General features: G+C 42.0%; 11 protein-coding genes and 1 tRNA gene. All 12 read right to left on the bottom strand.

Annotated elements, in window-relative coordinates; all coding sequences use genetic code 11:
- Positions 1–24: 24 nt before the first annotated feature.
- On the bottom strand, positions 25–3,129 hold the full coding sequence (locus FHW89_RS01475) for a two-component regulator propeller domain-containing protein (RefSeq protein ID WP_172333232.1): 3,105 nt from the start codon (positions 3,127–3,129) through the stop codon (positions 25–27).
- Positions 3,130–3,316: 187 nt separating this feature from the next.
- Positions 3,317–4,201, bottom strand: a complete 885-nt coding sequence (locus FHW89_RS01470) for a hypothetical protein (RefSeq protein WP_172333231.1) — start codon at positions 4,199–4,201, stop codon at positions 3,317–3,319.
- A gap of 14 nt (positions 4,202–4,215) precedes the next feature.
- Positions 4,216–4,494 (bottom strand): hypothetical protein, encoded by a 279-nt coding sequence (locus tag FHW89_RS01465; protein WP_172333230.1) that lies wholly within the window; start codon positions 4,492–4,494, stop codon positions 4,216–4,218.
- Positions 4,495–4,570: 76 nt separating this feature from the next.
- Positions 4,571–5,851: a sulfite dehydrogenase gene (gene soxC / locus FHW89_RS01460; RefSeq protein WP_253952133.1), complete on the bottom strand. Its 1,281-nt coding sequence runs from the start codon at positions 5,849–5,851 to the stop codon at positions 4,571–4,573.
- Complete coding sequence (locus FHW89_RS01455) at positions 5,829–6,446, bottom strand: c-type cytochrome (protein WP_172333229.1); 618 nt, start codon at positions 6,444–6,446, stop codon at positions 5,829–5,831. The genes soxC and FHW89_RS01455 overlap by 23 nt, the downstream gene beginning before the upstream one ends.
- 12 nt (positions 6,447–6,458) lie before the next feature.
- Positions 6,459–7,712: a YeiH family protein gene (locus tag FHW89_RS01450; RefSeq protein WP_172333228.1), complete on the bottom strand. Its 1,254-nt coding sequence runs from the start codon at positions 7,710–7,712 to the stop codon at positions 6,459–6,461.
- Between the two features lie 42 nt (positions 7,713–7,754).
- Positions 7,755–9,374, bottom strand: a complete 1,620-nt coding sequence (locus FHW89_RS01445) for a hypothetical protein (RefSeq protein WP_216650442.1) — start codon at positions 9,372–9,374, stop codon at positions 7,755–7,757.
- Positions 9,375–9,398: 24 nt separating this feature from the next.
- Positions 9,399–10,760, bottom strand: coding sequence for a DoxX family protein (locus FHW89_RS01440; RefSeq protein ID WP_172333227.1), 1,362 nt, complete (start codon positions 10,758–10,760; stop codon positions 9,399–9,401).
- Between the two features lie 29 nt (positions 10,761–10,789).
- Positions 10,790–10,860: transfer RNA gene (locus FHW89_RS01435), tRNA-Cys, on the bottom strand.
- A gap of 14 nt (positions 10,861–10,874) precedes the next feature.
- Positions 10,875–11,765 (bottom strand): cyanophycinase, encoded by an 891-nt coding sequence (locus tag FHW89_RS01430; RefSeq protein ID WP_172333226.1) that lies wholly within the window; start codon positions 11,763–11,765, stop codon positions 10,875–10,877.
- Between the two features lie 19 nt (positions 11,766–11,784).
- Positions 11,785–13,128: a RagB/SusD family nutrient uptake outer membrane protein gene (locus FHW89_RS01425; protein WP_172333225.1), complete on the bottom strand. Its 1,344-nt coding sequence runs from the start codon at positions 13,126–13,128 to the stop codon at positions 11,785–11,787.
- A gap of 18 nt (positions 13,129–13,146) precedes the next feature.
- On the bottom strand, positions 13,147–16,254 hold the full coding sequence (locus tag FHW89_RS01420) for a TonB-dependent receptor (protein ID WP_172333224.1): 3,108 nt from the start codon (positions 16,252–16,254) through the stop codon (positions 13,147–13,149).
- Between the last annotated feature and the right edge of the window lie 368 nt (positions 16,255–16,622).

The following is a 16,622-nucleotide window of genomic DNA, read 5'->3' as shown; positions in this document are numbered from 1 at the left end:
TCAAAAACATTTTTAGTATGACTTTTAGAGGATACTAAATGCCAGGCTCACTTTAGTACCTTGTATTCCACTATCTATTTTAAGCCGGGCATTCAATTCATCGGCCCGCGACTTAATATTAAATAAGCCATTGCCCCCTGTGGTGCTTCCTCCCTCGGCGTCCTTTCGTGCCAGATCAAAGCCTACACCGTCATCTGTTATTTGCAACTCAATATCGTAATTAGTTAGCCGGATATCAACTGTTAAATTTTTACAACCGGAATGCTTTATAGCATTATTCAACGACTCTTTAAGTATCAGGAAGAAATTTTTCCGGGCAGCCATTTCAAGCGTAAGTCTCAATAACTTATTATCACAATTAAAGGCAAAATGGATGTTTTGAGCCACACAAAGAGGCTGGGCATAAGATCGTATCTTCTGCACAATACTATCCATGTGATCGTTTTTTGGATTGATAGTCCAGACAATATCCGACATTTCACTGATGGTTTCATTTGCGGTATCACCTATAGTATTTAATAACTCACTCAACTTATCTGCTTTTTGCTGTTGCTGGTAAATTTTAGCTACCTGACTATAAATGGATATACTACTTAGCGTTGATCCTATATGATCATGCAGATCCTGGGCTATACCGTTCCTGATGGCCTGCCTTTTCATATATTCATTGATACGGTAGCGGTAAAGGAAATAACCAATTGGCACTATAGTAATAATTATCAGCAGGTAAAACCACCATTGACGCCAAAATGGAGGCCTTATGATAATGGTAATACATGTAAATTTATTTACTACATTACCCTTCCAGTTGCAGGCCCTTACCTTGAACAGATATTTACCGCCGGGCAGATTGGAGTAGCTTGCAAAGTTACGTTTGGTAGCCTCGATCCAGCCCTTGTCAAATCCCTCCAACATGTAATCATAATGCACATGGTTGCTGCTGTATTCGGGAGCTGAAAACTCCAGCGAAAAATAGTTTTCGCGATAATTTAGTTTAATGGTTTTATTTTCGAGCAAATGACTAAAAGAGGTATTGAATATCTTAAAATCGGTAAAGTAAACATCTGGGTCGCTGGTTATTTTGTGGATATTGGCAGGATTAAATTCAATATAAAAATTTGAGCCGCCGGCATACATGTTATTGTATTTATCAGTATAAACATAACCTTTAACGCCGCCATTCTTTTGAAGGTTGGGCAAATCGTAACAGCTATATATACGTGTAAGTGGGTTATATTGATGCATATGCCCGTTACATATCATCCAAACATTACCGCTCGGGTCCGATTGCATACCCTCGGTTAAGTTACTCGATTCTTTGATATGGGTAAACTTACCATCGACGGTATTAAAATAATTAAGTCCGCCGCCGTAGGTACTTATCCAGAGATTACCTTTTTTATCTCCCTCAATATCATAAACATCGTTACTGCTAATAGAGGTATTATCACCACGGTCAGCAGTAAAATATTTAATGGAAGGAATATTTTGCGACCAGTCACCCAAACCAAATTTATTAGTGGCCAGCCACAAACCACCTTTTTTATCCTTGTAGAATTTTTTGATCAGGTTATCCTTGATATTTAGTTTACTTATAATTTTTTTTACCGAATCAACTCTTGAAATCCATTTTTTATCAGTAAGGTCATAATAAGTGATGTAATGCCCGTAGGGTGAAACCACTAGTACAGGGTGAGCATCAATCGTATCGCGAACAATGGATACTATGCGCGAGTTGATGAGCCTTTTCATCACCACATCGGATGAAGTGTTGGGCAAAAGAGTTACCCTATTGCTTATCGCGTCATATGTAAACAAGGTATAATCGGTACCTAAATAAAACGTTTTATCTTTATCAATAAAAAACTTAGTTACAGCCAAGGGTTCCCCATCAAAGGATAATTTACGGTATTCAAATTTTTCTGCTCCGGGCAGTTTGGTAAATATCCCACGGCTGGTAGCTATCCATAGCTTATCATGCTCATCTTTATAAAAATCATAAACAGTGGCATCCTTATCGATGGGTAAATAATATTGCTTAAACGGCGAATAAACCGGATCATGAATGCTTACGCCATTATTGGTACCTATCCATACAATACCGCTGCGGTCAATAAAAACGGTATTTACATGATTATCAATCAGTGATCCATCCGTAAAACGATCATGCTGATAGCTGATAAATTTATGTTCGGGCATATTATAAACCAGAACGCCCGTATTTTTACAAGCCATCCAGATGTTTTTATGCTTGTCTTCGGTAAATGAGGTTACCTCATCCTGAGATAAGGGAGTTGATCCTATTACCGGTTTGATGTTTTTTTCGATGTGCGTTACCGGGTCGTAATGATATAATATGTTGTCCCAATCGCTAAACCACATATTATGATTACTATCCTGGAAAATAGAAGAGATAGAGGTATGTGGCATTTTGGTATAATAATTCTTATAATGCTCATCAACCTTATATTGCAGCGTATGGACATTAATTTTCAAAAGCCCACCACCAGCGCGGCCAACCCAAAGCGTATCAGTGCCCGCCATAGCCAATGATAAAATACCGCTGCCACCTTTTTTTACCGGGATATCAAATTTTTCTGTTTGTTTATTAAACCTTACTGCATAATTATTGCCCGTTGCCAGCCACAAATTACCTATTCCATCGTCTGCTATTTTGCTAATGCCATTATCAGGAATGCCGTCGGGTTTACGTGGATTATACTTAAACTGTTTAAACTGCCTGGAGGCAGATAAATGATAATTATAGCAGGTTAATCCACCATCAGAGGTGGCTATCCAGATAATGTCGTTTTTATCTTCGTGCATATCAGTAATGATATTGCCCGAAATGCAGGTGGTATCATTAGGCTGGCTTTTAAATATGGTGACGTACTGACCGTCATACCTGTTTAAACCATCTTCGGTGCCAAACCATAAAAAACCGCGTTTATCCTGCATTATGCAATTCACTTTATCATGTGACAGGCCATTATCTGTCCCAATGTTTCTAAAAAAAGGCTTCTCGGTTTGTGCTGAAGCTGTATTAATTAATAAAAAGATGGTCAGGGATAATAAACTGATACAGTTGATGATCAAACTGATCAGTCGCGGAGCGGAACGATGTTTCATTAAAGCCAGGGGTATTATGCTATTTCGAAATAGGTGTATATTTTACTTCTATCACGTAATCGGCAAAGATATAGTTGCCTGCGACTTTAATTTATATTATCTGCTTTTTTTACAATCCCTGAGTTTAAATAACAATACAGGCAGTTAATAAACCAGCCTGTATTGCTATTATAAGTTAAAAAAGAGATTAGTTTGCTGGTGCCGCTGCTGTAACAGTATTTTCAACAGGCCATGTACCCGGACCTACGCTAACACCTTTGTTGTTTCCTTTTATTCCGCCATCGGCGCCAAAGAAATACATTGGCCAGCCTTTAAAAGTTAACTGTGTTTTTCCAAAAACAGTAATTGTTCCAAACTGTGATTTATCCAAAATTGAAGGCACGTTTAAAACTTTAGCGATTTCGAAAATAGGCCAAACACTGTTGTTTGAAAAATCAGCTTTGGTGTAGGTATTGGTATTGGCTTTGTCTTTTTTAAAGCTGTATAGCGTTCTGCCTCTGTCGTCAGTAATGTATTGCACAACTTCGGTTCCGGCAACGTATTGACTGGTGTACTGAACGCCGTCATTTCCGGTTAGCTGCTCATTAGCCAGCATTACAGTATAATCGGGTTTTGATACAAACCAGGTTTTACCAATTCCATCGCCATTGGTATCGCCGGCTTTGGTGTCACCAGAGTAATAATATAGTGGCCATCCTTTGTAGGTAGTTTGTTTACTGCCATCGGCACGGGTGATGGTACCAAAATCGGCAGTATTAAGGCCTGTCGCTACCGAAGCATCGGCGGCGTTAAAGGCAGGCCAGGTAACCGCGCAGTTACCGTTACAGTTTGATTTATCTGCTGCATCAACAGCAAAACTATATAAAGTACGACCGCTTTTATCGGTTAATATGCTGCCGAATTTAGCATTGTTAGCTAATTGAACTGTAGCTGCTGGCTGATTTTGTGGCTGACTTGGTGGAGGATTACCCTGGTTGTATCCGTTGTTGTTATTATCTTTTGAGCATGAAGCCAGGCCAACAACCAGTGTTAAGGCAAAAAAGGTGCTTGATTTTAATAAGTTAAGTTTCATGGTTAAATGGTTTTTCAAATTATTTTTTTTTCTGCTTGATATAAAAATTCTTGCTGGCCAGCCTGATCATTTTTATGTTCATATTTAGTTACTCCAAGCTCGTTCTTATAAGGGTAACTTTTGTTAATTATTACATCACAAAGGTGGCTCATTATCCCTATCCCTACTGCCACCAATTCAGGGGCATCGGTATCACCACAATTAGGGATACATCCCCCAAAATGGGGATGCTTATTAACCAGGCTCTTTAAAACAAAACCTGCCCGGTATAAAATACCAAGGCAGGTGTACACGCATAGATGTGTTGTTATCAATTTGCCTATTGCAAAATGCAGGTCATGAGGGTATGAAATTTAGAGCTGGAAATTTTTAATTTATGTACTTAAACAATACCCGGCCATCACGTTTGATCTGCCAGGCGGTTATTGGGTTCATATGATACCCATTGATCTGGGATCCCCTGGCATCAATTAGCTGTTGAAGTGTTGGTTGAGTATAATTAGTTTCGTCAATTGCCCGGCTCATGATCTCTGTTTCATCGCCTTTCCATTGCCATAAATAACGAAAATATGTGTGGGCTTTATCCAATACCGGTTCCTGCAGCCGGGCGGCATTCCAGGTTTTACCAGCATCGGTACTTACCTCAACCTGAACCACCTTACCCCTGCCCGACCAGGCTATACCGCGTATCTCTACCCACCCACGTTCCAATTGATTGGGGTATGCCGGATAAGTAATGATGGAGCGTGCATCCATCTCGAAACTAAACTGGCGTATACGGTCTTTTACCGGGTAAGTATATTTTGAGGTTTCTTCCCGGGTCATGAAGGGAGCGTCAGACAGTTCCAATCTGCGTAACCACTTGATGCAGGTATTCCCCTCCCATCCTGGCAATAATAAACGCATGGGATAACCTTGCTCCGGTCGTATAGCCTCACCATTTTGTGCATAAACAATCATAGCGTCATCAAAACCCTTTTTTACGGGGATGCTGCGAGTCATCACTGCTGCATCCGAGCCTTCAGCTAAAAACCAGGTGGCTTTGGGCTGCACGCCTGCCTCGCGAAACAAAGTGGAAAGCATTAACCCTGTCCACTCACTCTGACTTGTAAGACCACAGATCTCCTGTGGGTTCATCGTTTCTTTACCCGACCGAAAATTACCTGAACACTCCAGAAAACAGGTACGCGTTACAGAAGGGAAACGTTTCAGATCGGTCAGCTTAAAAACCATGGGGTTATCGACCATGCCATGTATCAACAATTCATGTTTTTCCGGATCGATAAGTGGCACACCCGCGTGATGACGTTCATAATGCAGATCGGATGGGGTTAACGAACTGTACAGATCCTGCAAAGGTGTACGTGATGATGTATCAGACTTTATACGCACCGGATGCTCAAATGGTGAGCGTTTGCCTGCCACACTTGGCCCGGGCCCTATTCGTTTAGTAGGGTCATCAATTTTTAATAATGGTTGCTGGGCCGATACCTGTATCCACTTACCCAATGAGGACTGCATAGCTACAATGGCCGTGGTTGCGGCCCCGCCCAATAGTAAGCGCCGACTTATCTTTTTATGGGTAAATGGTTGATCTTCTTTCGCTTTGTTGTCCTGACTTTCCATATCAACGTACTTCGGGGCCGCCATGACGGTCGTCATTAATAAACAATTGCTGAGCTGGCATTACTATCTGCGGCAGGCTTTTAGCATCAAGCATGGCATCAGCCTTAATAATTTTATTGGCGTTGAGCAAATATGCGGTTACACTATATACCTCATTATCTGTCAACGAGCCTGGTAAATTGTAAGGCATAGCCCGGCGGATATAATCAAATACAGTACTAGCGTAGGGCCAATAATTTCCTATGGCCTTTACCTTTGAAGTGCTATCACTTACCAAAACAGGCGCAGGTAACTTCGCGTCTGGTGGTAAAGCTTTTTCTAGCGATCCATGACAGGCCATACACTTAGTATTATAAATCACTCTGCCTTGAACTACAGTACCTGATCCCGGAGGCAGGCCCAATCCATCTGACCTCACATCAATATCCCAAGCCATTATTTGCTGCTGGGTAGCTGGTTTACCAAAGCCAAAGCTGGTGGGCCATTGTGTAGTATCAGCCCCAAAACCGGAGACGTTTACAGTCGCCAGTTTATTATTGTATGCCCCAAGTATGACAATAACACACAAGCCCAGGGCAATTGCCAAAAATGTATTACCAATATTAAACCGCTTTGGCATAATTCATTGACATCAGAATAAGATAAAGGCGATAGCCAGCGTAATAAATATATTAAAGGTTTGTGCTATCAAAAAAGCGTACAAAGGCTTTTTACTATTTTGATCAAACAGTTCTTTAAAGTTGGTTTCCAGGCCAATGCTGGTAAACGCAAGCGCAAACCATAGACCTTGTAAGTTTTTTAAGCTGTCTTTTACATGGGCGCCGGTTTCCGGCGAAATAAAGAAGGAGAATAATAGTGATGCGCTAATAAAGCCCAAAACAAACTTGGGGAAACGCTCCCAGATCACTTTTAGCGTAGGCTTTTTATCCGGATCAGTACCAGCAGGATGTTTGGTATATGTCCAGTAGATGGAGATAGCAAAAGCAGCCAAACCTAAAAGCACATTTTGTGAGAATTTAACGATGGTACTTATCTTCAAAGCTACTTCGCCCACTAATGATCCTGATGCTACAACGGCCCCCGTGGTATCAATACTACCGCCCAGCCATGCACCGGTTACTTCATCCTTAAAATGAAAATAATGGGCGATCATCGGCATAAATATCATCATAGGTACCGCCGTAATAAGTACCATAGATATTACATACGATAGCTTTTTGGAATCACCTTTGATAGCTCCGGCCGTGGCAATAGCCGCGGATACACCGCAAATAGATACCGCGCTGGATATCATCATGGCTATTTCATCGTCGACCTTAAGCTTTTTACAAACCCAGAAAGCGAAATACCAAACTGAAGTTACCACCAATAAGGCTTGAATAAGCCCTAATGAACCAGCTTTTAATATATCTGAAAAGATAACGCTGGTACCCAACAAAACCAAACCTATTTTGACGTAAAGCTCGGTTGACAAAGCCGATTTAAACCAATCGGGCAGCTTGAAGAGATTGCCAATGAGCAATCCGATCACCAGGCTGAATATCACAGCTTCCAGTCCATAATATTTGATCTGTTTATTACCCGCTATAATTAGTGCAATAATGGTAAGCACGTAAACCAAAGGAAACATGATCAGGAAGTTTTTGAGCGATTTGCCCATAATTAAAGCACCGACAGCGGCGATCACAAAAACAAACAGGAATTGAACGCCGACAGCACCCAGATTTGCGGGCTTGAGCACATCACTAAATAGCTGATCGGTAGTGGCCCAGCCAAATTTGGGCACAGTTAGAGTAAGGCCGCCGATACTAAGCAGGATGATCAGCGAGCCAAGGATTACTACCGTCCAGTCTTCGTGTAAGGTTATTTTTTTGGTGGATGACATAAAATTATTATAAGTTAATTTGGTGCTAATTAATTGACAGGTTTAATATTTGCCTGCCTGCAATTTACTATCTTTTAAAGCATAAGGCCTGTTCACTTTATCAAGCACTACATAAATGGAATCCTTACATTCATTGATGCCTTTTAAAATAACATGACTGCCATCGGTAGTAGTGTAGCTCAATATCATGTGATTTCGCTTACGTTTGTCTTTTAATTCTTCTGCAATGCCCAGGGTACGACGGTTGGAGAGAGCAATTTTATCAATAGCTGTATTTTCATCGCGAATGTTTACCCGGGCTTCCTTAGGTATCCAGTCTTTTTTATCGCCTTTACCTTTTTTCCCTTTTGCACTGGCTTTATCCCATTTTCCCTTTCCCTTTTTCCCCCGGTTTGATGCTACATATTTATCCTGTAGGTAAAGCACGTGATTTACAGTATCAGCCTCATAATAAAACACCCGCTGACCACCGGCTACACCCGTAAGTTCAAATGTCCGGTTAATATCTCGCATGGGTGAACCGCCTCCATTCGAAAGATCAAGAGGCACAGGCCTATTGACTTTAAATGTGAGTGTAGACCAGTTTTCAAACGTAGCTTCACTCCATCGTACAGAATCCAGTGGTGAATAAGATATCTCCTGATTATTGATCTTAAATGTACTTACCTCATAATTACCTCTTAATTCTTTTACCCCTGTTGTTGCGGGTTGTTTGTAAGGGTCATATCTGAAGTTGATGTACTGGATATAAAACAACACAACCAGGAATATCCAGATGGTGGCTACCTTTAAAACTACGCGGGTATATTTCAACCACTTTTGAGAGATGACCGGGTAAAAATTTGTTGGTATTGTGTCTCGTTCTAATATCAGCAGATTATATAGCTTCGGTACATCGTAAATAATTAAGAATGTCGCAAACAGTACAAAATACGAAGCATAAACATGTACGCCTCCATCATAAGAAAAGTTCACAAAGGTAATATCGCCTAAAGCACCGAAAAGCAATATAGCGCCCAGCAAAGTGGTTTTTCTGAAAAATAATAAAGCACCGGCCAATACTTCAACCACGCCGGCGAATACCTGGTACCAAGGTACAATGCCGATAGACAGCCAATATATTTTTTGCGCCGTCAAATCGCCAAAATTGGTATTCAATATACCCAGCGAAGGATAAGGTAGCTGCACCGGGAATAATTTGGTAAAGCCAAAACCAATAATGCCAATACCTGCCCGGTAACGTACAATTACCCGCAGCCAATAATACAAAGTTTCATAGTTTTTGGTTTTACCACGATCAATAGCTGTCCATATCAAACCGCCAACAATACCTATAGCTAATACAGCCAACCAATCGGCATAGCCCATCAAATTATAGGCCGGTGTTTGGAAACGCACCAATGAAGGTTGGAAACGGGCAATATCATACAGATCCCGGTAATGCAAATGAAACCAGTTGATCCCGATCAGGTTCTTATACCATTCGCTCGTCATAGGGATACTCATGAGCACAAAAAACACAAAGGCAATACGGAATAGCACTTTTTGATATGGCTTCCATACTTTCTTTACTGTCTGTGCCGAGATAGTTGCAGATGCTGTCTGATACCGCCCGGATACTTCTGAAATATTGATATCGTTTGATTGAATTTCTACTGACATGATAAATTCTTTAAATGGTGGTCATTAAAGTTTAATTGCCCGGTTGCGGCCACTTGCGGCTTCCTGCAAAAGATATTTTTTATTGATCTTATGAAGTACTGCATAAATTGTATCGCGTCCGTCGACGCCTGTTAATACCAGACTTGAGGTATCAGGCCTGGTATAGTTCAATACCAGCTTATCATTAGGATAATTGTGGTTTTTATTCTGCAGAACAAGCTGCTGTTTGGCTGCATCAATCTGATAACTATAGTATTGCCTTCCGATGGAACCCGCTTCTTCATATCTGCGGTCGGCATCTTTATCATTAACTTCCTCTGTAACAGCCGAATCAATTTTCACCTGTTTATTGGTACCGATACTGATTGTTGCCCATTTTTCAAATACCACATTCTTCCAGCGGCTGGTATCTGTTGCCGAATAAGCTAATACTTTACTGTTTACTCTAAACTCGCTTACATCATACAAACCGGCAGCATCTTTTAAACCCGCTGTTTGCGGATACTGGTAAACCGACTGATGATAAGCAGACCAGGTTTTATAGCCGTATAAGAACACAAAAAAGAAAATGAATGCTGTTTTGATTACTAACCGGTTGCGTTTCCAATTGACTGATAATTCCAATTTAAAATGATTTGCCTTTACCTTCTTTTCTAAACCTATCAGCACAAACAATCTGATTATATCAAAAGCCAGCAGGAATAGTCCCAACGTGATCAGGTAAAGGCTATAAACAGCCTCTCCCCCTTCATAAGCAAGGTTTGACATAAACACGTTACCCGTAAACACTACTACTATCAGGGCACCAATAGTTGATGTTTTGCGGAACAATAGCAGCCCGCCTGCCAGCAACTCAACCAAACCCAGGAATGATTCATAATTGGGTACAATACCCAAGCTTAACGAAAATAACTTCCAGCGACTAAATTCGCCATAATGGGTATTCAGGTTGCTGATAGAAGGATATGGCGATTGCAGTGGAAAAAACTTAATAAAACCATAGGCAATGATCCCTATAGCCAGGCGATAACGTACAATAACTCGCACCCAATAATAAAGGCGGTCATAGTTTTTTACATTTCTATCGCGGTAATTCCATATAACCGCACCAATAATGGCAATAAGCAATATCATCAACCAATCAGCATAAGAGTTAAGCCCCCAGCCAGTTGTTGTACCATTCCCGAATATTTGCGGCGTATACCGGCTGATATAAAATATATCACTAAAACGCAGGTGCAGCCAATTGATGGAGAATAGATTACGATAGTACTTCCAGTCGAGCGGAACAGCTTGTAACAGGAAGTAAATTGAAAAGATGCGAAAAGCCCATTTCTCATATCCTTTCCAGTCTGTTTGAGGTAAGCCCCCTTTTAGTGCATTCATGGTTATAATTTGCTTTGGTAGTTTTGTAGACGCCGGAGGCAGGTTCGAACTGCCGTTAAGAGTTTTGCAGACCCTCACTTAGCCACTCAGTCATCCGGCTATTATGTCCTGTTATTATTGATTGTTTGCTGTTTTAGTTGATGCTGGTGAGGGCAATATGGCCTTGCGGTTTAGCAGGTCGAATTTTTCCCCTTTTTTGAGATAGTAGAAAGGTCCGTTGTTGCCCGAATCACTGGATGGATTTTTTACCGCCCCGGCAAAGTTGCGGGCATCATAGATTCCGACATAGGATACGCCAATCACTTCAAAAGTATTTTGATGCACCACGATGGCTGTACTTTCGTCAATACCAATACCCAGCAGATCGGGGCGGCTTTTGATAAAACTCAACAGATCAAACTGGCGGTTGCGTTTCAGGATATGCTGGTCGATAGCTACATTATGGATAAAATCCAGGCCTTGGGTATGATCACCCACTAATATTGTGTTCCCCTTGGTATCGCCCCTGAATAGGTACGAACCCTGTATGGTGGCCCCTGCTGAGGTACCGCCGATAACACCACCACGATCCAATAAAGCTTTAAATTCTTTTTGGGTCAATGTTCCCAGATATGCATCCGCGATTTTCCATTGACGACCGCCCTCAAACCAAACACCAGTGGCCTGGCGAATGGATTCTACAAACTTTTCGGTATTGGCCACTTTCGGATCGCGGGTATGCAGCGTGGTTACATTTTTAACACCGAGCTCCTGAAGTTTTTTAACAGTTTTATCGTTCTTTACTACGGTGGAGTCATCACCCGCGGTAGGCACGTAAATGATATTTGCATTGGCCCCACCGGCCAGCTCCACAAACCTGGTCCAGATCTCCGGACCAACATTACCTCCACCTACAATAACCAACGAGCCTTTTTCGGGACCAACAGGGTTGGTTTTGTTTTGTGCTAATACACTAGCTGCGTTAAAAAATGCCAGGGCTAAGAATAAATTGATGATCTTTTTCATTATAATAATGTTTTGATGATTAATATCCAGGGTTAGGTGTCAGATCGGGATCGGCCAATAATTCGCTTGCCGGTATCGGGAACAGGTATTTGGTTTGATCGGTAATACCCAATACTGCAGCCACACGATTGGTACGCACCATGTTAAACCAACGATCGGTCTCGAATGGAAATTCTACTCTCCTTTCCGCTTCAATAGCCAACAGGATATCAGCTTGAGTAATTGCAGTAGTAGCAGCCACTCCAGAGCGATCACGAACGGCATTCAGATCCTGTAAAGCACCAGAAAGATTTCCTTGTTGTGCACGGGCTTCTGCTCTGATCAGGTAAACCTCGGCCACACGAATAATATAGGCCGGGTCTGTTCCCAAAGGATTGCGATAATATAACTTACCATACCATAAGTTACCCGGAGGCGCAGTTTGTGCTATCAAAGCGCTGCGTCCGCCGCCTATAGTTGGATCATTCAATAAAGAAACCAATGTGCTTGATGGCGCCCATTCCCTGCGGCCGCCCAATGCCGGTGGCAAAAACCATACGCTATGGCCATTTTTGAAGGAGGTACTATAAGCGATCTCAAAAACTGACTCCGATGTAGCGACAGCATTATTGGCAAAAAACGCGCTGTATGGTTTCAATAAATTGTAATTGGCATTATCACTAATGATCTTGGTAGCGTATTGCTCAGCCAGATCCCATTGTTTATTGTACAGATAAAATCTGGCCTTTAAAGCCCAGACGGTTTTCTGTGTAAAGCGGTTGCGGTTGGTAGTAGCCGGCAATAACCCTTCGGCTGCATTAAGGTCTTTTAAAATCTGGGCATAGGTATCAGCCAAACTACTGCGTTTAATCCCGGTATGATCTGACGGTGTATGCGTTGGCGTTAATATCAATTGTACACCGCCCCAGCCACGCGCCAGGTCAAAGTACGATAATGCCCTAACCGCATATGCTTCGCCAAGGTATTGATTTTTGGTAGCCGTGGTAAACAGCGGATCAGTAACCTTTGGAACTGCTTCTAAAATATAGTTGGCTGATAAAATAGTTTTGTAGATGGCGCCCCAGGCATTACCAATATAGCTGTTAAAAGCGGTGGTTTTATGCGCCGATATTTCCTGTGGCGCCGCTTGTGAACCCGTCCATACCACATCACTGCCATACAAGTAAGATATAGCCGGAAAGTTAGAACCATAATAGTTATCGGTCCCCAAGCTGTTGTACATGCCATTAACCGCAGTACCAGCGCTACCGGCATCAGTTATGGCCAGCGATTCATCCACCTGTTGCTGTGGCTGCACATCCAGGAACTTTTTGCAGGATGAAAATATCAGCAAAATGGGGAGTATATAAAGTATTCGTTTCATGTCTTATTCATTAATTCATTAAAAGGTGATATTAGCGCCAACTTGGAGTGTACGCGGAATTGGCGGTGTACCCAGATCGTACCCCTGCACGTTAGGATCGGCCGTTACATTGATCTCCGGGTCAGGGCCTTTGTAGTGTGTTAACAGCCACAGGTTCGACCCGCTAAAATAAATGCGCACCGATGCGGCTTTGATCCGTTCGGCAACAGTTTTAGGTAAGGTATAACCCAGGTTTACATTGCTCAATCTCAGGAATGATCCATCCTCGATAAAACGGCTCACCGGACTTAAAGTATAATTAGAGCCCAGGGCAGTTAAGCGAGGCACATCGGTAATATCACCCGGCTTTTGCCAGCGTTTAAGCTGGTAAGTATCCATAGCCCGACGGTCGTCACGTGTACCTCCGCCCTCCAGAAAGTAAGCGTTGTTATTATATACCTTGTTACCGGTTTCAAAATTGAAGAAGATGCTCAGGTCAAATCCTTTATAAGTAAAAGTATTGTTGATACCGCCAAAGAACTTAGGTAAGCCGCTACCATCAAACACTTTGTCAGCAGCAGTTACGGTTGGGCCGCTGGTACCATCAGCATGCTGATAAATAGCATTACCTGTTTGCGGATCAACATACAATTGCTTATATACATAAAAAGAGTTCATGGACTGCCCCTGTTGCATCCGTATAGCCGCGTACGAAGCATCGATAGGAATAGGTAGCTTTTCAATCTTGTTGGCATTGTGCGAGATATTGAAACTGGTTTGCCAGGTAAATCCCTGGTTCTTGATATTGACGCTGTTAATAGCCAGTTCAAAACCTTTATTGCTCATCTCCCCCGCATTTTTGGTTATGGTAGCAAAGCCCGAGCTTTGAGGCAGTGGCAGGTTTAATAATAAGCCGGTAGTATATTTATCATATACATTAAATTCCAGGCTTAAACGATTATTAAAAAAGCCTGCATCCACTCCAACATTGATCTGACGGGTACTCTCCCATTTCAGATCGGGATTGGCTAACTGGTAAGGTACCGTACCGGGGTTGTCCTGATAGTTGGAGCCTGCCTGCCATAAGCCGCGTGATGCAAAATTGCTGATACCATTCTGGTTACCGGTTAAACCGATACTACCACGTATTTTCAGGTTACTAAGGAAATTGACATTCTTCAGAAAATCCTCTTCCTTTGCCTGCCAGGCAACACCTGCCGACGGGAAATATCCCCAGCGATGATCTGCACCGAATTTGGAAGACGCATCTGCACGGAAATTACCTTCTATAAAATATTTACCGGCGTAGTTGTAGGTAATCCTGGAGAAAAAGGACGAGAGGTTGTATTTATTTTCTGTTGATGAGGCTGTTGTAGTAGCAGCAGAAGCGATCTGCTGGAAAGAATCATTAGGGAAGTTTGTTCCTTGCGCAAAGGTTTGGGAATTCACACTGCCTTGCAGCGTATTACCAATCAGCGCGCTGAAAGCATGTTTGTTGGCGAAAACTTTATTATAGGTAAGCGTTTGTTCATTTGTCCAGATAGAATTGGTACTGATACTTGATGTACCCAAGTTATGATTAGCCGCCCCCAGGTTGGTCAGGCTGTTCCAGTATTGATATTCGTTGTAAGTGTTATAATCCACGCTCCAACTGGTGCGGAATTTCAGGTCGGGTGTAATATTGGCATCTGCATAGATATTACTGATCAAACGATCACTTTTGGAGTGCATGTTAGTATTATTGATCAGCACATCCAGGTTGTCAAAACCTGCCCATTTAGCCGGACTGCCATCTGCATTTACTTTTGGCAAATAGGTTGGTGTATGCAAGGCAGCCTGTAAAATTCCTCCCTGAGGCCCATCACCTACACGGGCGTTAGTACGATAAGTTTGTGATAATAAAGTACTGGTGCCGATACTAAAAACATTGCTTATTTTTTGATCAAGATTGAACTTAAAACTCCCGCGATTAAAATCGTTGGTTTTCAAGTCGGCCTGTTGGCTGTTATAACCACCGCCTACATAATATCGTGTTTTGTCGTTACCACCGGAGATCGAGGCGTCATAATTTTGCAAAAAACCAGTCCGGAACACATCATGCAAACGATCATAAGTAGGTTGATCCTGTGGTAATCCACGCGGAGCAGGCGAAGCGCCAGGGTTATCTGTTAGTGCCCTAAAAGGTTGGTATTTATAAGTAGTAGCTGCCGATGTATTACCCGTGGCAATAGCATCAGCCTCGGTATTGCGGTAAAGTTCGTTTACCAGTTCCGCATGTTCCGGACCAGTTACAAGGTCCCACAGTTTAGGGGCTTTAGCAAATCCAAAATAGGTATTGAAGCTCACCTTTGGAGCAGTGTTGTATTTACCCCGTTTGGTAGTGATCAGTACCACGCCGTTAGCCGCACGTGCGCCATAGATTGCAGTAGCATCGGCATCTTTCAATATACTGATGCTTTCGATATCAGCAGGGTTAATGTCTGACAACGGATTATTAGCCTGGCCCTGGGTAGTAATCTTTTGTAGCGATTGATTATTGATAAAAACACCGTCAATAACATACAAAGGATCATTACCGGCATTGATAGATGTACTCCCTCTGATTCGGAAAAACAAACCATCACCGGGAATCCCGGTGCCGGCAGATACCTGTACACCTGCCGCCTTACCTTGTAATTGCTGATCAAAACTGGCTACTGGTTTGTTACGTACCTCATCGGCACTAACAGTGGATACTGAACCTGTTAATGATTTGCGGCTTTGAGTTCCATATCCCACCACAACCACATCATTTAATGCACGCACAGATTGCTTTAAAAGTATAGTAACCGGGCTGCCATTTGCTGTAACTTCTTGCTTATCATATCCTATATAAGTAATTATAAGTGTGTACGGAAATTTCTGTCCGGTTACAAAAGAGAATTTACCATCCCTATCTGTCGCTACCGAATGTGTTGTACCCAGTATCAATACTGCCGCACCGGGTAATGGTTCACGGGTAATAGCGTCAACTACAGTACCGTTTAAATGAGAATTGATGGTGGGTTGCTGTTCTGTTTGCGCAAACGATAAAACGGGGATAAAGAAGAGTAGAAGTAACTTAAAGAGCTTTTTATAAAATGATTTAGCATGGATATATATTTCCATATATTTAACAGGTTTTATTAATAATTTAATTATTAGGTGAAACTTAGCGGAAGGGTCAGTAAGTGATTGGCGTTACGTAGCTGATCTTTTCCGGAAAAATGAACCGGCGAGGCTTCCTTGCCGGTTTTTCTGTTGTTTTATAACTTCATCTGGAGATTTTTTTGCATAGTTATGCACTCAAGGCAACTTGACCTTAAAAGCACATTTAAGTGTTTTTTATCAGGAAAAAAGTATTAGTTGAAAAAGTAATTACCAGCAACAACAACACATGACCAGCATTGCCTTATGGTAGCTCATCATCATTTTTGAAGTATGTACCAGTGGTCTGTTTGAAGACGTTAACATTACTTATGTTTTTAATTTGACGC

This window comes from Mucilaginibacter sp. SG564, from assembly GCF_013149275.1.
Lineage (GTDB): Bacteria > Bacteroidota > Bacteroidia > Sphingobacteriales > Sphingobacteriaceae > Mucilaginibacter.
Note: the sequence above shows the minus strand (reverse complement) of the source record. Positions and strands in the feature narration are given on the sequence as shown.